Consider the following 24,025-nt stretch of genomic DNA (forward strand, 5'->3'; position numbering starts at 1 on the left):
TGTTAACTAGAAATTAGGACTAAGATTATATTCACCATAGAATTGATCAAGGATCTCGATAACCTCGTCTTCGGTATCCACTACCTGAACAAGATCAATATCCTCAGCGCTAATATTTTGAAAACTATCCAGTAGCGTACTTTTGATCCAGTCTACCAGGCCACTCCAGAATTCAGTTCCAACAAGAATAATAGGGAATTTATCTATCTTATGTGTTTGAATTAAGGTGATCGCTTCGAATAGTTCATCTAGGGTTCCGAAACCTCCTGGCATTACTACAAATCCCTGAGAATATTTAACGAACATTACCTTTCGAACGAAGAAATAATCGAAATCCAGGCTTTTGTCATTGTCAATATAAGGATTGTCGTGTTGTTCAAAGGGTAATTCAATATTCAATCCTACGGAAGTACCACCAGCCAGGTGAGCACCCTTGTTTCCAGCTTCCATAATTCCGGGACCACCACCGGTTATAACACCATAACCGTGTTCTACGATCTTTTTGGCAACTTTTTCAGCAAGTTTATAGTATTTCATATCCGGCTTTGTCCTCGCGGAACCGAATATAGAGACACATGGGCCAATCTGGCTAAGTTTTTCGTAACCGCTTACGAATTCCCCCATGATCTTGAAGATAGCCCAGGAATCATTGGTTTTAATTTCGTTCCAGGCCTTATTCCTATTATGTGTTTTCATATTTCTTGATTAGTGCAGTTCCTTTTTAAGGAACCTTGCTGTATAACTTTTTTTCTTTTTGATGAGCTCTTCCGGTGTACCGGTTGCTACAACTTTTCCACCACCTTTTCCGCCTTCGTATCCAATATCGATTATATGGTCTGCCATTTTTATGACATCCATATTATGTTCAATTATAAGTACGGTATTACCCTTATTGGTAAGAGTATTTAATACATCCATTAAAACTCTGATATCTTCAAAATGAAGTCCGGTTGTTGGCTCGTCTAATATATAGAAAGTATTTCCGGTATCACGCTTAGAAAGTTCAGTTGCAAGTTTTATTCTTTGCGCCTCACCTCCTGAAAGAGTTGTAGATTGCTGACCGAGACTTATATAGCCTAATCCAACGTCCTGGATTGTTTTTAATTTTCTGTAGATCTTCGGGATATTTTCGAAGAAAGGAGTAGCCTCATCGATGGTCATTTCGAGAATATCTGCAATAGACTTTCCTTTATATCTTATTTCAAGGGTTTCTCTATTGAATCGCTTTCCCTGACAGGTTTCGCATTCTACATAAACATCTGGCAGAAAGTTCATTTCAATAACCCTTAGACCACCACCTTTACAGGTTTCGCATCTTCCACCTTTTACATTGAAACTAAACCTTCCGGGTTTGTAACCTCTAATCAGGGCTTCGGGGGTTTTGGCGAAAAGGCTTCTTATTTCTGAAAAAACCCCGGTATAGGTGGCCGGGTTAGAACGTGGGGTTCTACCTATAGGACTCTGATTAATGTCTATCACTTTATCGATATGGTCCAGACCTTTGATACTTTTATAGGGTTGTGGTTTTTTAACCCCGTTGAAGTAATGAGCATTCATAATAGGGTAAAGGGTTTCATTGATCAGTGTGGATTTTCCACTCCCTGATACTCCTGTTACCGCGATCATCTTACCTAAAGGAATGCTGATATTTACATTTTTAAGGTTATTTCCCGTTGCTCCTTTAAGTTCAATTTTCTTTCCGTTTCCTTTTCTTCTTTCCTTTGGTACGGGAATTTCCTTTTTTCCGCTTAAATAATCTGCCGTAAGGGTTGCGTGTTTCATAAGTTCGTTTGGAGTACCTTCACTAATGATCTCACCTCCATGTTTTCCGGCACGTGGCCCTATATCTATCACATGGTCTGCCCTTTCGATCATATCTTTATCATGCTCAACTACGATCACCGTATTCCCAATATCACGAAGTGATTCCAAAGAATTGATCAGTTTTTCATTGTCTCTTTGGTGCAACCCTATGCTAGGTTCATCCAGGATATAAAGGACACCAACCAGCTGCGACCCAATTTGGGTAGCCAGTCTGATTCTCTGTGCTTCTCCTCCGGAAAGAGACTTGGAACCACGGTTAAGGTTAAGGTATGTTAGTCCAACGTCTAATAGAAACTGAAGCCTGGTCCTTATTTCTTTAACAACTTCCTCGGCGATCTGTAGCTGCTTTTCGCTAAGTTTTTTCTCAATATTTTCGAACCAATTAAAAAGGTCGGTGATGTCCAGATGGGAGAGTTCAGCAATATTCTTATCATGGATCCTAAAATAGAGTGCCTCTTTTTTCAGCCTGGAACCTTCACATTTCGGACATATAACTTTGTCCATATATTCCTTGGACCATCTTCTTAAAGAGGAAGAATCGTTATTTCTATAGGTGGTTTCAATAAAATTGGCAACGCCTTCAAAATCTATTTTATAATCCCTGGTAATTCCAAGAGCCTTAGATTCCCTGGAAAATTTTTCTTTTCCTCCATGAAGGATCATTTCAAGTGCTTCTGCCGGAATTTGTTCTATAGGATCTGTCAGTTTAAAATCAAACCTTTCTGCAATAAGTTCAAGTTGAGAAAAAACCCAGTTCTTCTTTTGCGGTCCGTGAGGTGCAAGCCCTCCATTCTTAATCGATTTTTTCCTGTCTGGGATTATCTTAGACGTATTCACCTGGTAAAGGGTACCTATACCATTACATTTTGGGCATGCGCCTTTAGGAGAATTAAAAGAAAAGCTATTTGGTTCAGGATTTGGATAACTAATACCGGTGGTGGGACACATAAGATTTCTACTGAAATACCTTATAGATCCTGTTTCCTGATCCAGAATCATTAAAGTATCATCTCCATGATACATGGCTGTTTTGATACTTTCTGAAAGTCTTTTGTCTGAATCTGGTTTTTCCTCGATCTTAAGCCGGTCTATAACGATCTCGATATCGTGGGTCTTATATCTATCGAGTTTCATCCCTTTTTCGATATCAACCACTTTTTCATCGGTTCTTACTTTTATAAAACCCTGTTTGGCAATTTGCTCGAACAGTTCCCGGTAATGCCCTTTTCGACTCCTCACTACAGGCGCAAGGATAATCACTTTCCTTCCTTTAAAATTTTCCAGGATCAGTTCTTTAATTTGGGAATCTGTATAGCTAACCATTTTCTCTCCTGTGTTATAACTATAGGCTTCGCCAGCCCTGGCAAAAAGCAAACGTAGAAAATCATAAATTTCGGTAATGGTTCCCACGGTACTTCTGGGATTCTTACTGGTGGTCTTTTGTTCTATAGCAATTACAGGAGATAAACCTTCGATCTTATCTACATCTGGCCTTTCCAGACTTCCTAAAAACTGACGGGCATAGGCTGAAAAGGTTTCAATATATCGCCTTTGTCCCTCCGCATAAATTGTATCGAATGCTAAGGATGATTTTCCCGATCCGGAAAGACCTGTAATTACTACAAGTTTCTCTCTGGGAATATTAACATCTATATTTTTGAGATTATGGACGCGGGCGCCTAAAACTTCAATTCTATCTTCACTTTTTGCCATAGGATTTTTCAAGGGGGCAAAGTTACTTATTCAATTAATATTTAAAAAGTCCATAGCAAGTTACTGATGTTAAGGTTGGTGTAAATTTTTCGTATGATTTCAGCTTTATTTTGGGATGCTGGAAGAAGATCATAATTTTTTCTATCAAATCGAAAGAACTTTAAAGTCTTAAATAGAGCCATTAAACTCTTTTTTAAGAATCTGAATGTCAGGATAATACTACTTGTTTTTTTACCGAAAATAAGTGTAATCACCTATATTTGAAAGTCCGAAAATTTTTTCCCAAATCTCTTCTTACGATTTTTTTACCCTTGGAAAAGTTAAATGTATGCCCCTGCATTTCATTTAAAGTATTTGAAAATTTAACGCAGATTGATAATGGAAAAAAGACAACTATTAATTGTTAGCAGGAACCAGCATTTTATTGACGCTTTGGAGGAAAAGGTAAGTGTCGATTTTGAGGTTAATTCGGAGCAGTCTATTCATGTAGCCTTTAATACAGCTCTTAACTTATTGCCTGATACTATAATATTTGATAAAACTTCCTATACAAAGGTCTCAGATTTCAGAAACCTTAAAAATTTCAAATCTACTCACTTTCTGAATAAGAGTTATCTGGCCGTTTATGGGAATAAAAATGATATATCATTATTAAAGAAGCGGTATAAGACTTTTATAGATGAATACCTTGATGAGAGTACCGATCTTGAAAATATCGCCACCAGGATCTTAAAGGTGAAAAGTAATACCAAATGTAATTACTGGCATGAATGTTTTATGGGGTTATTCAATCTTATGGCCCAGCCAATCGTTCTTCTTCAGCAAAATAATATCATTGAAATGAATGATGCATTTAAGAAGACCTTTCGTATGGATAATACGAACGGAGTAAGACTGACTGATCTAGTAAACATTGATAATAAGGCAAAGGTTAAAACAGCCCTCAGGAATTTTGCCCGGGGAAAACACATGAAAGCAGTTACCACAACAACTTTACTGGTTCATAATGACAAATTGCGAAATGCAAAAATAAGCTTCTCTAAGCTCAGCCGTAGTATTACAGATCAATTCATCATGCTTATTGACTTCTCGGGAGAAGAGTATGCGATTGATGAAAAGGTTGGAACTCATGCAGACCAGGTAGAGAAATGCTTCAAAGAGAACAGTGAGATGGCAGAATTTAGTTTTACAAATCGGGAAAAGGAAATCATTAGTTTGCTATGCAAAGGATATAAGACTAAAGAGATCTCTGATACATTATTCATTTCACCAAAGACCATAGAGAAACATAGATCCAATATTATAAAAAGGACAAACTCTGAAACTATACTGGAAAGTATCATTTATGCCATTAACCATAACCTGGTTGATTTTCCAATGTCCTGAACAAGTTTTAAAAAACTGTTAAACAGTATGTTAATTTAAAAATATAGGGGTTTTCCCCCATAAGCGACACCATAGCTGTTTCATAAATTTACAAGGAAATTAGATTACACGAAGTCGCCCCTGATCTTCGGTTATTACCTACAAGTCACCCCAAATCACCTTATTTATTGAATTGAAAATTATTTCCTGACGGGAATAATCTGTACATATTATTTATTAACCATTCGAAAATATTATTAACCAAAACTATTGAATATGAAAACTTAGCTACTCTCATTAGCTGCATCCATGCAGAAACCCACTTTTAGATTGACACTTTAACTTCATGGAAATTCAATCCATGAACGCACAAATAGTTTATTAACCATTCTAAATTTTTATTAACCAAAACTTTTGTAATTATGAAAGACTTAAAAAAAATTCTGGCTTTTAGCGCCATTTTTGCGCTCATCTTAGTCGGATGTAGTAAGGAAGAATCCGGAGGAGTCGATTCTCCAGGTTCTGATACTGCTATTTTACAATTAGGCCCACTCTTAAATGACGGAGCAACAAGGGCAGCCATTAAACAGGAAGCTCAGGAATTACCTGAATGTTCTGACGAAGAACCTGGATTCGCACAAATTTCTATCGAATATGGACCAGATGATACGGTAAAGGAAGATATTATCGTGCCAATCTTGTCTGATGACCAGGGTTTGTTTACTGCATATTCTGAAGAACTTGAGTTACCTATTCCGGCAGGTGAAACCACTGTTTCTGTAACGGTAACTGAATTTGTTGTCTGGACCAATGATGGAGGTAGCCCCGGTGAAGTGATCTGGGTGGCTCCAATAGAAGGAAGTGATTTTGCTGATTTTGTAGATCAGCCAGTTGGTCCTAACTTCACTTTTGAGCTACGTGCAGGTTCAAAGAATTATGTTAATGTAGATGTTATTTGTTACGACGATCGTGACGTTAATCTATATGGATATCAATTCTTCACTATTACTCCTATACCATTAATTGAATTCTGTATTTTCGGAAACTATTGTACTCCAGAGGGTAGACATTATGTAGCTTCTTATAGCGTTAATGTTTGGGAAAGCGTAGATGGCGAAAAAGGAGATCCTATTTATACTGATCTTCAAAACAACGTTGAAGGTGAAGGAAGCGATGCATATGCAGACCCACTTTGTTTCTTCGTTCCAGATAGACTTGATGTTGACGATAACGAGGAAGAATATTATGTTGAAATAACTTTACTACCAGATACTCCAGGTTATAATGGAGGTGGTGAGTTGATCGCTGAAGGACCGATTACCGTTGCAGAGATCAAGTTCTTCTTCGGTGAGAATGGAACTCTTGACTATTATCATTTCCAATATGGTTGTGATGATGGAGTGCCACCACCATTTGGAAGACCTGAGGCAAAAAGATACAAAGCTTGTCTTAAATATTTAGACAGTGATGATGAGGTAGCTGGTTTCGCATATCTTTCTTTAGATGGAACAACTTTACAGGCTGTTACTTCGGTATTTGGATTAACTCCCGGAGAAATGCATCCTCAACATATTCATGAGAACGCTTCTTGTGGAGATTATGGTGCGGTTGCTCTAGCATTGGATTACAATGAAGGTGGATTCCCTGTATCAGAGATCTTTAATGGGGTACCATTTCTAAATTACGCAGAAACCATTCCTGATGTATTCTTACCGAATCTTGAAGACCGAACTGTTGTGGTTCATGGTAAGATGGTAGATGGGGAATATGTAGCCAGTGAGCCGGTTGCTTGTGGTGAATTCGATGAATATTAAAAGAAAAGTCAATCCCGAATCAAATTCAATTTGGTTCGGGATTTTAAATAAAAATTTTATTAACCAATTCTAAATACCAATAAATATGAAAATGTTTAAATATTATGTGGCATATCTAGCCATATTCCTTTTGGTGTTTTCTTCCTGTTCTAAGGATGAAACAACCCAAGGAGGGACAGATGTTCCAAATAATGTAGCGAGCCTTTATTTAGGGCCGGTTCTGGACGAGTTCAATAACTCGAATAGGCAACAGGAACAGGATGTTCCGGAATGCTCAGACGAGGCACCTGCCTACGCGCAAATTAGACTCGAGTATGGAGATGATAACACTGTAGTAGAAACTATTGTGGGAATATCGTCAGATGACCAAGGGCTTTTCACAGAATATAGTGATGACCTTGAGATTCCTATCCCGTCGGGTGAAACTTCGGTTACAGTTACCTTAACAGATTTTGTTGTCTGGACCGATGATGGAGGAGCTCCTGGTGAAGTGATCTGGGTTGCACCAAAAGAAGGCAGCGAGTATGCGATGTTTGTTGATGATCCACTAGACCAGACATTCGAGTTAAGAGCAGGATCTAAAAATTACGTTAATGTGGACGTGATCTGTTATGACGACCGTGAGGTGAATCTCTACGGATATCTATTCTTTGATATCAACCCGATTCCACTTTCCGAACTGTGCATTTTTGCGAATTACTGTATTTCTGAAGGTGGTCGTGACTACGTTGCGAATTATTCCTTCGACCTATACGAATATTCAGGAGAAACAGAGGAGGATGATCCTATTACCAATTCAGACCTCTATACAGAATTATATGCAGATATGATGCCTATGACCGGTCAGGATGGAGATACTTTCTATGCAGATCCGCTTTGTCTAGCAATTCCAAGAGGAGATGATGATAATGGTGATGTGCCTTATTTATACTGGGAAATTACCCTGGAAGACTGGGATGATTATTATGGAGAAGCACCAAGCTCAACTATATCAGGATATCTTACCTGGAATCAGGTACAGGCTCTGTTAGATCAGGATGGAGATGATTCGACTGTAGACTATATTCATATATTCTTCAATTGCGATCCAGATGGAGGCGATCCACTATGTCAATTAGATACCGATGGAGACGGAGTTTCAGACTGCGACGATATTTGTCCAAATGGAGATGATAATATAGATACCGATGAAGATGGAGTGCCAGATGCGTGTGATATATGCGAAGGAGGAGATGATACAATGGACTCAGATCAGGACGGAATACCAGATTATTGTGACAACTGTCCTCAGGCTGAAAATCCATATCAGGAAGATTCAGATGGAGACGGTGTAGGTGACGCCTGCGACGACTGTATAGACGAATTCGGTAACCCAGATAATTTTGGATGTCCAGATGATCCTTGTGCTGAAGGACCTGACTCTGATGGAGATGGTATCAATGACGTTTGTGATGTTTGTCCTGATGGAGATGACAATGTAGATACAGACGCAGATGGCGTTCCAGATGCGTGTGATAACTGTCCTGAAGATGCTAATCAAGATCAAAATGATTCTGACGGAGATGGTTTTGGAGACGAATGTGATGTGTGTGATGGTTTCGATGATGCTATCGATTCTGATGGTGATGGTATTCCTGATGGATGTGATTCTACCGGAGGAGAATGTGAAACCGCTTTCATGTTCGGTGATATTCAATTCAATCAGTTAAATGATGCTCCAGGAAGATGGGGTTGGGTAGCTGATGAAACCGGAACCTATACCATTTATGCCGCGGCAGGTAATAACTACAAAACAGATATGCCTGTGGGTACCGCAATTGTTTCTACGGTAGACGATGATATTCAGGTAGAAATTACCTGGAATGCAGGATACGAATTTACAGAAGTACATATTGATATATTCTCAAGTGAACCAACTGGAGATGATGTAAAAGCTCCTGGACAGTACACCTATACTTATGAGGAAGGTGAACAGTTAAGCGGAGTGTACACTTTCGATAGTCCGGGTGAACCATTCTGGATAGTTGTGCATGCTGTTTCTTGCGGAATAGATGACTAATTAAAAATAATCCAGCTGGGAATTGTCCCGGCTGGATTTAAACTAAAAACCTTTTAATAAGGAAATATTAACCATTCTAAATTATTAACTAAAAACTTTTATTATGAAAACAATTAAATATTATTTGGCTTTTGTAGCCGTATGCTCTTTACTCCTTACTTCTTGTAGTAAGGATGAAGCAGGATCATCAGATATTTCTGATAATGTTGCCAGTCTTAGTTTAGGACCAATTCTTCAGGATGCTAATTTTACCAGGCAACAGGAAATGATTCCTGAATGTTCTGATGAGGCTCCAGCTTTTGCTCAAATAAGACTTGAGTATGGAGATGATAATACAGTAGTAGAAACTATCGTAGGGATATCTTCAGATGATCAAGGACTATTCACAGAATATAGTGATGACCTTGAAATTCCAATCCCTTCAGGAGAAACTACTGTTTCTGTAACCGTTACAGACTTCGTTGTTTGGAGCGATGATGGTGGAGCACCTGGAGAAGTTATCTGGGTTGCCCCTAAAATGGGAAGCGATTACGCGATGTTCGTAGATAATCCTTTAGAACAAACTTTCGATTTAAGAGCAGGTTCTAAAAATTATGTAGAGATCGAAGTGATCTGTTTTGATGACCGTGATGTTAATCTTTATGGATATCAATTCTTCGATATTACTCCGGTACCACTTTATGAGTTCTGTATTTTCGCGAACTACTGTAGTGATGAAGGAAGACACTATACCGCATATTATACTTTCTCCTTATATGAATATGATGGAAACAGAGAAGATGGTAAAGGTGATATGATCTATGAAGATTTAATGCCTAATACAGGCAATGATGATGGTACTTACTGGGCAGATCCACTTTGTGTTGTTGTTCCAGGTCCTGGAGATCTAGATTCAGATGTTCCTTATCTTATTTTCGAAGCAACTATTCAGGACTGGGATGGATATTATACCGCAGAAGGCGATGAAACTACAATTTCAACTATGCTTTCATGGGATGATATTCAAGCATTACTTGATAGAGATGGTGATGATGAGACTACAAACTACTGGCATATTTTCTTTAATTGTGATGAAGAAGATGGACCTAGTGGAAATGTAGATGCAGTTCCTCTATAAGATAATTCAAAAAAGTTCTAACCCGGTTTGTATACCGGGTTAGGTCTTTTAAACCGGATTATTTTAAACTAACCCCTAAACAAAATAAGATGAAATTTATTATAAAATATTTGGCGCTTTTTGCCGTAATATCTTTGGTCCTGTCATCCTGTACAAAGGATGAAACAGTACAGGGAGCGGGAGATGTGCCTAGCGATGTTGCAAGTTTATATCTGGGGCCAAATCTTGGAGATTATTATAATCAAACCAGGCAACAGGAACAGGATGTACCTGAATGCTCAGATGAAGAACCGGCTTTTGCTCAGATCAGGCTTGAGTATGGAGATGATAATACTGTTGTAGAAACTATAGTGGGAATATCTTCAGATGAACAAGGTCTTTTCACCGAATATAGCGAAGATTTAGAAATTCCTATTCCCTCAGGAGAAACTACAGTATCTGTGACCTTAACAGATTTTGTTGTTTGGAGCGATGATGGTGGTGCACCCGGGGAAGTGATTTGGGTAGCTCCTAAGGAAGGAAGTGAGTTTGCAATGTTCGTGGATGATCCCTTAGAACAAACTTTTGATCTTCGAGCAGGATCAAAAAATTACGTAAACGTAGATGTAATTTGTTTTGATGACCGTGAAGTTAATCTTTATGGATATCAATTCTTTGATATTACACCAGTACCACTTTATGACTTCTGTATTTTTGCTAATTACTGTACAGATTCTGGCAGACACTACACTGCAAATTACTCTTTCTCATTATATGAATATGACGGAAACAGAGAAGATGGTAAAGGTGATTTAATTTATGAGGACCTTAGTCCAAATACAGGGATGACAGAAGATGGTACTTACTGGGCAGATCCACTATGTGTTGTAATTCCTGGTCCTGGTGAAGGAATAGCTTCAGATGCACCATATCTGGTTTTTGAAGCCACTCTTACAGACTGGGAACCTTATTATACAGCGGAAGAAGATGATGAGTCCATGATCTCAATGACTCTATCCTGGGATATGATTCAAATGTTATTTGATGAGGATGGAAATGATGAGACAACCGAATACTATCACATATTCTTCAACTGTGGGGATGAACCTGTGGAATGTGACCTCGATGATCCAGATGCCGATTGTGACGGTGATGGAACTGACAATGGTGATGACCCATGTCCAGACGATGCAACAGATTCATGTGTAGATGAATGTGCAGATGCTGGTGGAGATTCCGATGAAGATGGAATTTGTGATGACGAAGATGAATGTCCAAATGATGCAACCAACACCTGTAATGATGAGTGTGCAGATGCTGGTGGAGATTCCGATGAAGATGGAATTTGCGATGACGAAGATGAATGTCCAAATGATGCAACCAATACCTGTAATGATGAATGTGCAGATGCTGGAGGAGATTCAGATGGTGATGGAATTTGCGACGACGAAGATGAATGTCCAAACGATGCAACAAATACATGTAATGATCCATGCGCCGGTGAAGGAGGAGACTCTGATGGTGATGGTATATGTGATGACAATGATGCATGTCCTAATGAAAATCCAACTGTAGACGAAGATGGTGATGGATGTGAAGATGAAACAGGAACAGAGCCTTGTCTTCCAGATCCAGACTCCACTCTAAATTGTGAAACTGCCTCATTTACTGGGGATATTAGCAACAATTTCCCTGTGGATATTATGCTTGATGGTGACGTAATAGGAAGCCTGACGTTTGATATTGAAGACGGAGATATAATAGTTGGAGTAGCTTTAACAGCCATAGGAGGATATTTAATCGATGATTGTGAGATCTCAATAGGAGATGAGATAGTTTGTTATGATGAGACTAGCTTCCCAGGTGTGGGTAGTTACGAGCTTGATGCGGATACAGACTTTAGTTATCCATTGAATGACATTACAGTAAGATTGAATGTATGTCCTGCTAATGAATAGAAGAAAATTAACCCGTCTCAATTATTTGACCGGGGGGTGACTAATTTAGCGGGTTAATACCCATTCCATTGTGGAATGTGTGGAGCTGTCCGGAATAATCCGGACAGCTTTTTTTTGTTTTAAAATTAGTTCTGAATTTAAATAAAATTATATGTTGCTAACTGAAAGTTTGATTTTTACGGTTAACTGAAGCCTATTTGAAATTGTATTTGGCCAGCAAAATCAATGGGTTTCAAAACTTCCAGAAGGTCTATTTTATTTCTTAAAGTTGAATCGCGAATTAGATCTAGTATTAAAAATATGAGTGATTTGTAAGAATTTGATTGTTAAAATATTAGCCCAATAATTTATTAAAATTTTTGGAATAGACTTTGTAAAACTCAGACCGGAAAACATGAACAGAAAATTTTAAAACGAAAAATTAAAAGACCTATTTATGAAAAAATTGAAATTAATCTTCGTACTACCAGCATTAGCATTTTTAGCTTGTAGCGAAGATCCAGTTTCCGATCAGATTGAAACTGAAAATGAGCCCCAAACTCAAACTAAAAATTTAAATAATGCAAATACGGAGGTAGCCTTTCCGGATGAAGTAGGCGCCAAAACAGAAATTTATTATACAGGATTAAAACTTCCTGTAGAAAGTGTAAACGGTCAGTACGTTTACCAGGGGGATATAATTATCCCAAAGTCGAAAGCTACTAAGAGCCCAGTAAAATTAGTATATGAGAAAGGCGAAACTCCTCAGAATAAAAGTGTAGGACGTACGTCTGCATACTGGAAAGATAATACCGTTTATTATGACATCGACGGAAGTTTACCCAATAAGGATCGTGTTTATGATGCGATAAGTCACTGGGAAGCAAATACAAACCTGGAGTTTGTAAAACGTTCCGGACAGTCTAATTATATATATTTTACTCCTGGATCTGGATGTTCTTCTTATGTAGGAATGATTGGTGGTAAACAAAATATTACTCTTGCTAGTGGTTGTACTACCGGAAGTACCATTCACGAGATAGGTCACGCAGTTGGTCTGTGGCACGAACAGAGTCGAGTAGACAGAGATAATCATATTAAAATACACTGGGATAATATTCAGACCGGTAGGGACTATAATTTTGAAACCTATGCTTCAGCTGGTTATGACGGAGAAGAGTTCACTACAAGCCTGGATTTTAATTCTATCATGATGTATAGCCCGTACTCTTTCTCTAAAAATGGAGAACCAACTATTACCAGAAGAGATGGATCTTTATATAGTGTTCAAAGAAGTGAATTATCTAATGGTGATATTCAGGGTGCTAATGCAATGTATGGCGGTTCTGGAGGAGGAACTTCTCCTAATTATGTAAACGGTGAGGAATACACAATAGCAGGTTTAACTGTTCTTAGGTACAACGATAAATGGTACTACTACACCAGATGGGGATGGAGACAAGTTCTATTGAAGGACGGTACATGGTACTGGGCATAAAATTAATTAAAAACACCTTCGAATTTTTCTAAATCGAAGGTGTTTTTTTTTGTGTAAATAAATTGTTAAAACCACACCCATTGTAGAATAATTACACAGTTAAATTTTTAACAACTAGAAAGCTCTTAAAAATCTTAAATCGATAAAATGCTAATTTAATCGACGAAAAATAATTATGAAAGATAGTGTAAGTAAAGAGCACTTATCAGTCTATATTTTGAAACCTACTTATGAAAAAATTAAATTACCTACTGGTGCTTCCAGCACTTGCGTTATTATCCTGTAATAGCGACAACGTCTCAGATTCTATGACTGGAATAGAGGAAGGTGAATCTTCCCAGGAGGGTGGAAATACTGAAATTGCATTTCCGGAACAAACAGGATCAGTCTCTGATATTTACTTTGCAGGTAAAAGATTGCCGGTGGAAGAGATCAATGGTAAATATGTTTACCAGGGAGATATTTTCCTTCCCGAAGCAAATGTTTCAAAAAATCCTGTGGAATTGGTATATAAGTCAGATGAAGATCTCAACACTATAAAAAGTGTTGGAAGAACAAAGTTCTTCTGGGATGATAATATTGTATATTATGATATTGATCCGGATTTGCCAAATCAACAAAGAGTTTCAGACGCTATTAGCCACTGGGAATCTAATACGGCTGTTAAGTTTGTAAAAAGAACCTCAGAATCTAACTATGTTTATTTCACACCGGGAGCAGGATGTTCTTCATATGTTGGAATGGTTGGAGGAAGACAACCTATTACTCTGGCAGATGCCTGTTCAACTGGAAATACAGTTCACGAGATCGGACATGCTGTTGGGTTATGGCACGAGCAGAGTAGGGCAGATAGGGATGAGACTATTACGGTACATTTTAATAATATTATCTCAGGAAGAGAGCATAATTTCTATACTTATGACGAAGCAGGTTGGGATGGAGCAGATTATACTGCTGGTCTAGACCTTGGTTCAATCATGATGTATAGTCCTTATTCTTTCTCTGCTAACGGACAGCCCACTATTACCAGGAAGGATGGTTCTTTATATTCTGTGCAACGTTCCCAACTTTCAACAGGAGATGTAGAGGGAATCAATGTGATGTATCCAGGATCGGTAACTGAGCCTGAGCCTACAGAACCGGAGCCTACTGAGCCAGAACCAACAGAACCAACAGAGCCGGAGCCAACTAATCCTGAGCCTGAATATATCAATGGAGAATGGTATGTTATTGAAGGAGTTATGGTGTTGAGGAAAGATGACACATGGTGGGTTGAAAAAGGTAAAAACCTGAAGGAAGTAGAGTTGATAAACGGAAGATGGAGATTCGTTAAATGATCAAATAGGTATTTATAAAAAGAAGAGGTCGGTATTTCCGGCCTCTTTTATTTTTCTACGATTTCAATTAATTTCTTTTCTGAAAATTTCCTGACATCCTCAAAAAAGATCTCAAACTCTGATTGGAATTCAGAATAATGTTCGCGCAATTCATTAGTGGCTAAATGCATTCCTGATTTTCCACCGGTCCTTCTATTCATTCCTGATAGAACTTTTTCAATTCCATCGAATTCGGCATAACTCAAAAGCCAGTTATCTTCAACCATATACGGTAAAAAATGCCTGACCTTGGCAGGGAGGATTTGCAGATTCTTTTTAAGTAGTTCGTAAAAGTCTAGGCTATAGCTTTCCAAAGGTGTATTTGAATACTTTCTCCAATTTGCAGCAAGAAAATGGTCGTAATAGATGTCTACTATAATTCCGCTATAGTGACTATATTTTTTAAATAGTCTTTGGGTACTTTCTTTAAAAACAGGGTGAGTATCTGTGTAAAAATCTATGGCGCGGTGTAGAATTATTCCCTTTTGTATATCCTCAGGATATTTTAAATACTTTTTTCCTTTGATAGAATCGGCCATAAAATTTCCAATTCTAATTTGATCATTATCACCCGATAAATAAATATGAGCCAGAAAATTCATTGGGGGAAGATACAAATTAAAGAATACCGGGTTTAATTTTTGTTAAGTTTTGGGTATTGGAGGGGTAGCCATGTATATTTGTGCAATATTGAAATCCCTACGTTTTTACAGTTTAATACAGACAAAATTAATCTAAGAATGACATTAATAAAATCAATTTCCGGAATACGAGGAACCATTGGAGGTAAAACTGGTGATAATCTTACTCCTGTGGATACGGTAAAGTTTGCCGCGGCATATGGCACCTGGCTGAAAAAACAATCTGCAGGTAAAAATTTAAAAGTTATTGTAGGTAGAGATGCCAGGATTTCGGGAAAAATGATTCAGGAATTAACCATGAACACTTTAACGGGATTGGGGATTGATGTGGTAGATCTTGGTCTCTCAACCACTCCAACGGTAGAAGTTGCTGTTCCTCTTGAAAAAGCAGATGGTGGAATCATTTTAACTGCCAGTCATAATCCCAAGCAATGGAATGCTCTAAAACTCCTAAACTCCAAAGGAGAATTTCTTGATGGAGCCGCCGGAGCTGAAATTCTTAAGATCGCAGAGGAAGAAGAGTTTGATTTTGCTGAAGTAGATGATCTTGGTGAAATATCGGTTATTGAAGATTATATTGAAAAGCATATAGATGAGGTTTTGAAACTTAATCTTGTTGATGCAGAAAAAGTTTCGAAAGCAAATCTAAAAGTAGTTGTGGATGCAGTTAATTCTACTGGAGGAATAGCTATTCCTGCTTTGCTAAAACGAATGGGAGTAAAAGTTGTTGAGTTGTATTGTGAACCTAACGGACATTTTCCGCATAATCCGGAACCGTTAAAGGAACATTTGAAAGATATCTGTGAATTGGTGAAAAAAGAAAAGGCCGATTTCGGAATTGTTGTAGATCCAGATGTAGATAGACTAGCCTTTATTGATGAAAATGGTGAAATGTTTGGAGAAGAATATACTCTTGTTGCCTGCGCAGATTATGTACTTTCAAAAACACCGGGGAACACGGTTAGTAATTTATCTTCTTCCAGGGCACTCAGGGATGTCACCCAAAAACATAACGGTAAATATGAAGCTAGTGCCGTTGGAGAAGTAAATGTTGTACACTTGATGAAGGAAAATAATGCCGTAATTGGAGGTGAAGGAAACGGAGGAATCATTTATCCCGAATCTCATTATGGAAGAGATAGTCTCGTTGGCTCTGCTTTATTTCTGACTTTCCTTGCTGAGAATGGAAAAAAAGTGTCTGAATTAAGAAATGAATACCCTTCTTATTTCATGAGCAAAAATAAAATAGAATTAACTCCAGATATAGATGTTGATGAGATTCTGAGATCTGTAAAGGAGAAGCATTCCAAAGAGGAAATTTCTACAGTTGATGGTGTCAAGATCGATTTTCCGGAGAATTGGGTTCATTTACGTAAATCTAACACAGAACCAATTATAAGAATTTATACAGAGGCAAAATCTCAGCAGGAAGCTGATGATCTTGCTCAAAAAATGATAGAGGAAATTAAAAGTATTATTGCTTAATCTATTATTTCTGCATTATCAGGTATGGGCTCGTTGCGATGTTTCCATCGTTTATGAGTCCATAAATAATATTCGGGTTTTTCTTTAATCTGCTTTTCCAGTAATTCTACAAATCTTTTAGTGATCAAATGTTTGGGTTCATTTTTAGGATCTTCAGTAATAGGAATCAGCGTGGCAGAATAATACCCTCTACCGGTTTTTTCAACATGCAGGTAAAGAACATTCATATCTAATCTCTGCGCCAGTCTTTCTGAACCGTCAAATACAGGAACCTTAATTCCCATAAAGTCGATCCAGACCCGTGCCCGGCTAAGTTTTGGGGATTGATCTGCAATCATGGCGTAATTCCCGAGCACACCATTTCTCTGATTAGTAATAAAGATTTCGGTTGCCTTTACGGTAGAGATCAGTGTTCCATCAAACCTTTCCCTGATAGATTTAGCAAGATTATCGAAATATCTGTTTTTAATCTTTTTATATATTCCAAAAGATCGGAATTTCAGATCATAAAGTTGAAGGGCATTTATCCATTCATAACTCGCATAGTGTCCCAGCATTACGATAAGGCTTTTATCCTTTTTCTCTAATTCTCGAAGATAGTCCAGGTTTGTAAACGTGAAACGTCTTTTAATTTCTTTGTTGGAAATGCTGATGCTTTTGATCATCTCCAGAAACATGTCACACATGTGGCTGTAGAACTTTTTCCGGATTCTTTTTATTTCGGCTTCCGACTTTTCAGGAAATACCAATTCAAGGTTTTTTCTAACTGTTTTTCTTCGATATCCTATAATGTGATATACCAGAACGTAGACCATATCTGATACGAAATAAAACACCCTGAAAGGTAAGATGGAAATAAGCCATAGGATAGGGTAGACCAACCAGAAAACTAATCCTTGCATAAAAATTCTTTCCGCAAATATATGGTATATTTGAAATTAAACTTATGCAAATATGGGAGAATTAAGCCTTGCAACGCTCGTTGTAATTGCCGTGAACGTTCTGGTTTCTTTTAAAGGTTTTAGTGATCAATCTTTTTTTAATAAGTATAAATTCAATATTGCCAATATTAAGAGTGGCTCAAAATTTCAAATTTTAACCTCTGGTTTTTTACATGTGGATACGGGACATTTATTTGTGAATATGCTTACCCTGTATTTCTTCGCAAATGTTCTTATTTATAACCTTGGTTCTTTTGCTTTTATAATTATTTACCTGGGAAGTCTACTCTTAGGAAATCTACTCTCTTTTTATTTTCATAAAGACGAATCGAGTTATGCTGCAGTTGGAGCAAGTGGGGCCGTTATGGGAGTATTATATTCAGCTATTTTGCTTCAGCCAGATATGATGCTGGGTTTATTCTTTATTATTCCAATACCGGCCTATGTTTTCGGAATTGGATATCTGCTGTACACAATCTATGGTATGAAACGTAGATCTGATAATATTGGACATGATGCGCATTTTGGAGGAGCCACAGGAGGTTACTTACTAACGATGCTTTTTGCACCCTGGGTTTTTGAAAGCCATCTTTTAATGGTGTTACTCCTGGCAATCCCTATTGTGGTACTTTTTTTTCTCCAAAGAACCGGAAATATATAATTTGGTATCCTTCTTGGTTAAGTCTTTTAAAATTAAAACAAATCTTATGAAAAAGCTACTACTTACAGTACTGCTATGCACAGGTATGGCATCGAATGCACAAAAAGAACTACAGGTTCCGGCAGTTAATGTCACAGGGGAAGGAATCGTTAAAGTTACACCAGATGAGGTACTGATCAAATCCAGGATCGAACATGAAGGATCTTCCGCAGCAGATGTGAAGAAACAGAATGATATGGTAGTGGATAAGGTGATAAAATACCTTCAGGCCAATGGCGTGAAAAACGAAGCAATTAAAACCGAATATCTAAACCTGAATAAGCGCTACGACTATAACGATAAAACCTATAGTTATGTGGCAAACCAGGCCATATCAATTAAGATTGATGATTTAGCCGAATACGAAAAGATAATGAAAGGTCTTTTGGAAAACGGATTGAACAGGATTGATGGTATCCAATTTAAATCTTCTGAGATGGATAAATATGAAGCAGAAGCCAGAAAATTGGCAGTTCTGGATGCTCAGAAAAAAGCAAGGGAACTTTCTGAACCTTTAGGTCAGGAAGTTGGAAAGTCGATATCTATAAGCGAAATGGATTATAACAGTTTTCAGCCGGTTTATAGAATGGATGAAGCCGTAGAAATGAGCGCAGCAAAAGGAGGAAACCAGCAAACTATTGCTCCAGGCGAACTGGAGATCAAGATAAAAGTGAATGTGGGATTTGAATTGAAATAAAAAAAAGCGCCAATCGGCGCTTTTTCTATTTTAAGTGAACATCATGTTAATTAAGTAGTTCTCCAATTTTATCGGCTAATGCATCACCTCTAAGGTTTTTTGCAACGATAACTCCATTCTCATCTAAAATAAATGTAGCAGGAATAGCCTTCACCTGGTATTTCTTAGCAACAGGTTCATTCCAGAATTTAAGATTGGAAACATGGCTCCATTGTTCCAGATTGTCTTCTTCAATGGCTTTTATCCATCTATCCTTTTGTCCTGGTCGGTCTAGAGAAACACTAATGATATTCAATCCCTGATCTTTATACTTATTGTATGTTTTCACCAGATTTGGATTTTCTATTCTGCATGGTTTACACCAGGCAGCCCAAAAATCTACCACGGTAACTTTTCCAAGATTTTCATTCAAAGATAACTGTTCACCATCGGGATTAGGAGCTGTAAACGTTGGTGCTTTACTTCCTACTTCAACTGCAAGATTATTATCCAGGTTCTCCTCAAGGGATTTTGCTAAAGGAGTTTTCTTTAACCTATCTGATAGTTCAGCAAACATATCTTTAACCTCGGGAGCCGAATGACTTTTCATATTCAACATATCTGTAAGCAGCATTACGCCTACATATGAATCGGTATTCCTTTTATAGAGCTCTTCTTTATAATTTTTATCATTATCTATCAGTTCAGCCTTAGCACCTCTAATATTATTCAATTCTTCTGAATTTCTATCAATAGCAGCCTGGCGTATTTTCTGTTGAAGCCCGAGCATTTTCTCATTTAGTTCCTTTAAATGATCAAGATATTCTTTTAAGGCTTCGTTTTCTTTACCACCAGTAATTTTAGCGTTTCGCAAACTATCCTTGTTGATATCGAAATTTATTCTTTCATTTTCAGAGATGAAAACAACGTTACCGTTCACGCCTTCAAATTGCAGAAAACTTAAGCCGGGCAAATCGGTATCCTCCATGTCGATCTTAAATTTACCATTCTCTATGGTGGTAGTGTCAATGGCCTTTAGACTCCTTGTAGTTTCATCTCTTTCTGAGATATAAACCTTTTTACCGTCTTCCATTCCTTCAACTGATCCGCTTAAATAGTATCCCTGATCCTCCTGACATCCCGTTAGGAGCAAGGCAAAACCAAAAAATAATATTCCTAATTTTTTCATGTGTAATATGATTTTTGACAAAAATAAAGAACTCCGTTCTCTTATTTGGGCAATATTTATAAATTATTGTTAATTTCAGTAAGCTTCCTTATGTAGAGGTTGGATAACTTTTAATTTTATGCCAAATTACCCGGTTATTATGCAGCAATTAAAAGACTTTCCTTTCGATATACGTATTAGTTTCCATAAGGTAATTGAAGAGTATGAACAGGAGTTAAAAGAAATTAAGAGTGGCATCTCCAAGGAATATATGGAGAAAATGCTGGAGTATATTTCTGATTTTCCGGAATTAACGGAAGGTTTTGAAAACCCGGAACTTTTAAATAAATATGAGGAACCAATAAAGGTTCTTCTGGATGATCTTTTTCCCAGTATTCTTACCAATAATGAAATAAAGGCAGCAGCGGTACCTTTTCACAATATTTTATTCAATTCCTCTAAGCGTTTAAAACAGATCCTGAATAACGCAGGAGATGATTTTGAAGTATCCTTCCGAAACATTGATGAGGAATTAATGTACATATTTGCCAGTATTCAAATTTTAAGGCAGTATTATAAATATGAAGTGGATATCTCCAGGCCCATGTATTATGATATACCAGATAAACATGGTATAAAGAGACACTACAGGATTGCCATGAATGCTGATTTTGTGGAAATCTTTAAAAAGGATAACGCTCCAGAGGTAACCCAGGAAGATGTTGATATTCTACTACAGAATGTGGAGGATATAGAACTCTGGAAAGAGAAAATCCCTCCAAACAGTTACATCTTTAAAGGATTCACGATTGTAAATCTAACAGACGTTACTATAGATGATGCTATTTCCGAGTTGAAAACTACCTTATTGTTTGAGGAAGTAAATGAAGAGGAAGAGCTGAAGAAATTGCAGGAGATCTTTAGGTCTATTTATAAGATCCCAGATCTAAGAGTAGGATTTACTGTTTTTAATCGTCGCGAGATGGTTTTTGAAAGGATGGAGAGCGAGAAAGCCAAAAGCTTTATCCTGGATAAAAAGCTTGTGAACGATTGTGACACTGGAATTTGTGAACGGGGATTTGAGAAGCTCATTGAAAATAACTCATACTTTACCATCTCGAATGTTGATAATTATGTAGAGAAGAATGACAACCTTTTAGCAAAAAATCTTGTAAAGAATAATGTGAAGAGTTGTTTGCTTGCGCCAATAGCTAAGAATGGTAAGCTTTTAGGGGTTCTGGAACTGGTGTCTGAAAGAAAGAATGAACTTAATAGTATCAATGCTATTAAGCTGGATGATATTCTACCTTACATCGTAACCACGGTTGAAAGAAACCGCAACGATTTTGAGAATCGTGTAAAGGCAGTAATTCAAAGTGAATGTACATCAATTCATCCAAGTGTGCTTTGGGTTTTTGAAGAAGAAGCAAAAAAATTCATTCGCGACCTGGATAAGGATGGACTTGCTTCATTTAAAGATATATCCTTCAAAGATGTGTTTCCCCTTTATGGGCAAATAGACATTGTAGCTTCTTCTGAAGCCAGAAATAATGCCATAAAAGAAGATCTTCTGGATCAATTGGATATCATCCTTAATATCATCAAGAAAGCTTACGACATCGAGGAGTTACCTATTTATGATCAGGTAAAATACAGGATTTCAGATTTCAAGGATGAAATTCAGGATAAACTTAATGCCAGTAGCGAACAGAAAGTTTTTAACCTATTGAAAAAAGAGGTGAATCCCCTTATGAGTCATCTCAAAAAGCAGTCTGAAGAGATTAAGGAATTGGTTAATGAGTATTCAAAAATGCTAAATCCGGAGACCGGTCTGGTTTATAATCACCGTAAGAAATACGATGATACGGTTCAGCAGATAAACCGAACCATGTCCCGATATATAGATAAGAAGCAGATCCAGGCACAGGAAATATACCCCCATTATTTCGAACGTTATAAGACAGATGGGGTAGATCATAATATGTATATAGGAGCCTCTATGGCCAACAAAAGACCATTTAATAAAGTTTATCTTTTCAATCTTAGGTTATGGCAGTTAAGTACTATGTGCGAGATGGAAAATCGTTTCTATAGATTACAGGAGAACACCCCAATTCAGCTTGAAGCGGCCTCGCTCATTTTGGTGTATAACAGTACAATGTCTATCCGCTACCGAATGGACGAGAAAAAGTTTGATGTAGACGGTACTTATAATGCGAGGTATGAGATCATCAAAAAACGTATTGATAAAGCTCATGTTAAAGGTACTGAAGAACGCGTGACCCAGAAGGGTAAGATGACCATAGTTTATAGTCAGCAAAGTGACGAAAGAGAATATCTTCAATATATAAAATACTTGCAGGCCAAGAATTATTTTGGAGATAAAGTAGAGCTGCTGGACCTGGAAGATGTTCAGGGAGTGGTTGGCTTAAAAGCGATTAGGGTGAACATTCTGTATTCTCCAGACAGCGATCACCCTGAAAAAACCATTAATTATGAAGACCTGATGGAAGAATTACATTAGGTAAAAAGAAAGAATGTAGGCCATTACAGAAATCACTATTCCGGTCATAAATACTGTATAAGTAAGCCTCAAAAGAAAGTATTTTCTATGAAGTACCTTGCCAAGAAGGTGAAGGTCCATGGTAAGCATTTCGTAAACATAATCCTTATCCTTAATAAGTTCTCCCATAGCCCATTTAAATTGGTCGAACGGCATTTTATGATAATTGCCGAAGAATAAAAGGTTTACTTCCCTGTTTTTAACCTGCTCCCTGGTAAATTCTCCGCTAGTCACGTTTGGACGAGTGGACATGATAGAGAGTATAATAGATGCCACACTAAAGAGTATTAGAATTAGTGTAGGGATAAGAAGATGTTTATTGGATGCAGCTTCCAGTTTAGGAATCATATCTGCAATTGCAAGGGATATGATAATTGCATTTACCGATAATAATATATTCGCCTTGGTATCTGCAATGTCACTTAATTTTATATGATTTCTAAGGGTAGTTCTGTATAGAGTTTGAATACTTCTTTCAGGATTCTCATTCTTATACTTGGCTTTCATACGAGCCTTATGTTCTTCCTTCTTTAGCTTTTTCTCCTGCTTGTTTTTACTTTCAATTAGCTCGAGAAGGTTTTTCTCCTTTTTAGGTTTCCAGTTTTTTAAAGCATAATCTGTATAATACTGATGCTTTTCTGTGAAAACCAGGATGTTTTCCTCAAGCCATTCAGCATTAGTAAAATTCTTAATGTTATGAAGCTCCAGTTCCTGTCTTAAAAATTCACTGGTTTCTTCAAAATAATCCTTTCCGAAATGTGAAGAATCTGCATCTCTAATGATCTTTTCCCCCAGACAATTCGGAATATTGGAAAAATTAGTAGCAAGGATGTATTGTTTAACCTTTTCAATTAGTTCCTGGGTGGCATTGTTCTCTTTTAAAAAATCCTCGGCAATCTCTGCGCTTTTCTCTTCGTGACCTTTGTATTTATGGATGTAACCAGTGTCGTGTAACCAAGCGGCAAGCATTAACGCCTCTTCCTCTTTAACATTAATTTCGGAATTATCGATTAATTCTTTAGTACTTTTAACCACGCGTTGTGTATGCTGGTAGTTATGATAAATAAAGGTGTTTGGTAGTTTTTCTTTAAATAATTCTTCAACAAATTTATCAGCTTTCTCAATGAGATTATTCATACATGAATTTCTTAATTGCATCGACCAAATTA

General features: G+C 37.3%; 17 protein-coding genes. 11 read left to right on the forward strand and 6 right to left on the reverse strand.

Going from position 1 to position 24,025, the window contains the following annotated elements; translation table 11 throughout:
- Positions 1-6: 6 nt before the first annotated feature.
- Together ML462_RS11300 and uvrA are read right to left on the reverse strand one after the other, a co-directional pair.
- Positions 7-696, reverse strand: a complete 690-nt coding sequence (locus ML462_RS11300; protein WP_240713925.1) for an LOG family protein — start codon at positions 694-696, stop codon at positions 7-9.
- 9 nt (positions 697-705) lie between these two features.
- Positions 706-3,537, reverse strand: a complete 2,832-nt coding sequence (uvrA, locus tag ML462_RS11305) for an excinuclease ABC subunit UvrA (RefSeq protein ID WP_240713926.1) — start codon at positions 3,535-3,537, stop codon at positions 706-708.
- Positions 3,538-3,915: 378 nt separating this feature from the next.
- Between uvrA and ML462_RS11310 the strand changes: the two genes are divergently transcribed.
- The 7 genes from ML462_RS11310 to ML462_RS11340 all read left to right on the forward strand — a co-directional run bounded on the left by ML462_RS11310 (position 3,916) and on the right by ML462_RS11340 (position 14,643).
- Positions 3,916-4,923, forward strand: coding sequence for a helix-turn-helix transcriptional regulator (locus ML462_RS11310; protein ID WP_240713927.1), 1,008 nt, complete (start codon positions 3,916-3,918; stop codon positions 4,921-4,923).
- Positions 4,924-5,324: 401 nt separating this feature from the next.
- Entirely contained in the window at positions 5,325-6,716 is a 1,392-nt protein-coding gene (locus ML462_RS11315) for a hypothetical protein (protein ID WP_240713928.1), read from the forward strand.
- Between the two features lie 85 nt (positions 6,717-6,801).
- Complete coding sequence (locus tag ML462_RS11320; RefSeq protein WP_240713929.1) at positions 6,802-8,775, forward strand: MSCRAMM family adhesin SdrC; 1,974 nt, start codon at positions 6,802-6,804, stop codon at positions 8,773-8,775.
- 103 nt (positions 8,776-8,878) lie between these two features.
- On the forward strand, positions 8,879-9,892 hold the full coding sequence (locus tag ML462_RS11325; protein ID WP_240713930.1) for a hypothetical protein: 1,014 nt from the start codon (positions 8,879-8,881) through the stop codon (positions 9,890-9,892).
- Positions 9,893-9,981: 89 nt separating this feature from the next.
- A complete protein-coding gene (locus tag ML462_RS11330; protein ID WP_240713931.1) occupies positions 9,982-11,829 on the forward strand; it encodes a hypothetical protein in 1,848 nt (615 codons plus the stop codon).
- Between the two features lie 436 nt (positions 11,830-12,265).
- Complete coding sequence (locus ML462_RS11335; protein ID WP_240713932.1) at positions 12,266-13,306, forward strand: M12 family metallopeptidase; 1,041 nt, start codon at positions 12,266-12,268, stop codon at positions 13,304-13,306.
- A gap of 230 nt (positions 13,307-13,536) precedes the next feature.
- Complete coding sequence (locus tag ML462_RS11340) at positions 13,537-14,643, forward strand: M12 family metallopeptidase (RefSeq protein WP_240713933.1); 1,107 nt, start codon at positions 13,537-13,539, stop codon at positions 14,641-14,643.
- Between the two features lie 47 nt (positions 14,644-14,690).
- Here ML462_RS11340 and ML462_RS11345 read toward each other — a convergent pair whose 3' ends face one another.
- A complete protein-coding gene (locus tag ML462_RS11345; protein ID WP_240713934.1) occupies positions 14,691-15,284 on the reverse strand; it encodes an acyl carrier protein phosphodiesterase in 594 nt (197 codons plus the stop codon).
- 138 nt (positions 15,285-15,422) lie between these two features.
- Between ML462_RS11345 and glmM the strand changes: the two genes are divergently transcribed.
- Entirely contained in the window at positions 15,423-16,808 is a 1,386-nt protein-coding gene (gene glmM / locus ML462_RS11350) for a phosphoglucosamine mutase (protein WP_240713935.1), read from the forward strand.
- On the opposite strand, the gene ML462_RS11355 is transcribed toward glmM, so the two are convergent.
- Positions 16,805-17,710: a lysophospholipid acyltransferase family protein gene (locus tag ML462_RS11355; protein WP_240713936.1), complete on the reverse strand. Its 906-nt coding sequence runs from the start codon at positions 17,708-17,710 to the stop codon at positions 16,805-16,807. The genes glmM and ML462_RS11355 overlap by 4 nt on opposite strands.
- A 52-nt stretch (positions 17,711-17,762) precedes the next feature.
- On the opposite strand from ML462_RS11355, the gene ML462_RS11360 reads away from it, so the two are divergent.
- Entirely contained in the window at positions 17,763-18,410 is a 648-nt protein-coding gene (locus ML462_RS11360) for a rhomboid family intramembrane serine protease (RefSeq protein WP_240713937.1), read from the forward strand.
- 46 nt (positions 18,411-18,456) lie between these two features.
- Entirely contained in the window at positions 18,457-19,146 is a 690-nt protein-coding gene (locus ML462_RS11365; RefSeq protein ID WP_240713938.1) for an SIMPL domain-containing protein, read from the forward strand.
- Positions 19,147-19,192: 46 nt separating this feature from the next.
- Here the strand turns inward: ML462_RS11365 and ML462_RS11370 are convergent, their stop codons facing one another.
- The gene (locus tag ML462_RS11370) at positions 19,193-20,314 is read right to left on the reverse strand and encodes a TlpA disulfide reductase family protein (RefSeq protein ID WP_240713939.1); all 1,122 of its coding nucleotides are present in this window, start codon (positions 20,312-20,314) and stop codon (positions 19,193-19,195) included.
- A gap of 139 nt (positions 20,315-20,453) precedes the next feature.
- Here ML462_RS11370 and ML462_RS11375 point away from each other — a divergent pair, with 139 nt between their 5' ends.
- On the forward strand, positions 20,454-22,817 hold the full coding sequence (locus tag ML462_RS11375) for a GAF domain-containing protein (protein ID WP_240713940.1): 2,364 nt from the start codon (positions 20,454-20,456) through the stop codon (positions 22,815-22,817).
- On the opposite strand, the gene ML462_RS11380 is transcribed toward ML462_RS11375, so the two are convergent.
- A complete protein-coding gene (locus ML462_RS11380) occupies positions 22,809-23,993 on the reverse strand; it encodes a Pycsar system effector family protein (RefSeq protein ID WP_240713941.1) in 1,185 nt (394 codons plus the stop codon). The genes ML462_RS11375 and ML462_RS11380 overlap by 9 nt on opposite strands.
- Positions 23,994-24,025 lie beyond the last annotated feature (32 nt).

Source organism: Christiangramia lutea (genome assembly GCF_022489035.1).
GTDB lineage: Bacteria > Bacteroidota > Bacteroidia > Flavobacteriales > Flavobacteriaceae > Christiangramia > Christiangramia lutea.

Coding starts and splice junctions, on each gene's coding strand:
- ML462_RS11300 (WP_240713925.1), bottom strand. CDS start 696: ATGAAAACACATAATAGGAATAAGGCCTGGAACGAAATTAAAACCAAT.
- uvrA (WP_240713926.1), bottom strand. CDS start 3,537: ATGGCAAAAAGTGAAGATAGAATTGAAGTTTTAGGCGCCCGCGTCCAT.
- ML462_RS11310 (WP_240713927.1), top strand. CDS start 3,916: ATGGAAAAAAGACAACTATTAATTGTTAGCAGGAACCAGCATTTTATT.
- ML462_RS11315 (WP_240713928.1), top strand. CDS start 5,325: ATGAAAGACTTAAAAAAAATTCTGGCTTTTAGCGCCATTTTTGCGCTC.
- ML462_RS11320 (WP_240713929.1), top strand. CDS start 6,802: ATGAAAATGTTTAAATATTATGTGGCATATCTAGCCATATTCCTTTTG.
- ML462_RS11325 (WP_240713930.1), top strand. CDS start 8,879: ATGAAAACAATTAAATATTATTTGGCTTTTGTAGCCGTATGCTCTTTA.
- ML462_RS11330 (WP_240713931.1), top strand. CDS start 9,982: ATGAAATTTATTATAAAATATTTGGCGCTTTTTGCCGTAATATCTTTG.
- ML462_RS11335 (WP_240713932.1), top strand. CDS start 12,266: ATGAAAAAATTGAAATTAATCTTCGTACTACCAGCATTAGCATTTTTA.
- ML462_RS11340 (WP_240713933.1), top strand. CDS start 13,537: ATGAAAAAATTAAATTACCTACTGGTGCTTCCAGCACTTGCGTTATTA.
- ML462_RS11345 (WP_240713934.1), bottom strand. CDS start 15,284: ATGAATTTTCTGGCTCATATTTATTTATCGGGTGATAATGATCAAATT.
- glmM (WP_240713935.1), top strand. CDS start 15,423: ATGACATTAATAAAATCAATTTCCGGAATACGAGGAACCATTGGAGGT.
- ML462_RS11355 (WP_240713936.1), bottom strand. CDS start 17,710: ATGCAAGGATTAGTTTTCTGGTTGGTCTACCCTATCCTATGGCTTATT.
- ML462_RS11360 (WP_240713937.1), top strand. CDS start 17,763: ATGGGAGAATTAAGCCTTGCAACGCTCGTTGTAATTGCCGTGAACGTT.
- ML462_RS11365 (WP_240713938.1), top strand. CDS start 18,457: ATGAAAAAGCTACTACTTACAGTACTGCTATGCACAGGTATGGCATCG.
- ML462_RS11370 (WP_240713939.1), bottom strand. CDS start 20,314: ATGAAAAAATTAGGAATATTATTTTTTGGTTTTGCCTTGCTCCTAACG.
- ML462_RS11375 (WP_240713940.1), top strand. CDS start 20,454: ATGCAGCAATTAAAAGACTTTCCTTTCGATATACGTATTAGTTTCCAT.
- ML462_RS11380 (WP_240713941.1), bottom strand. CDS start 23,993: ATGAATAATCTCATTGAGAAAGCTGATAAATTTGTTGAAGAATTATTT.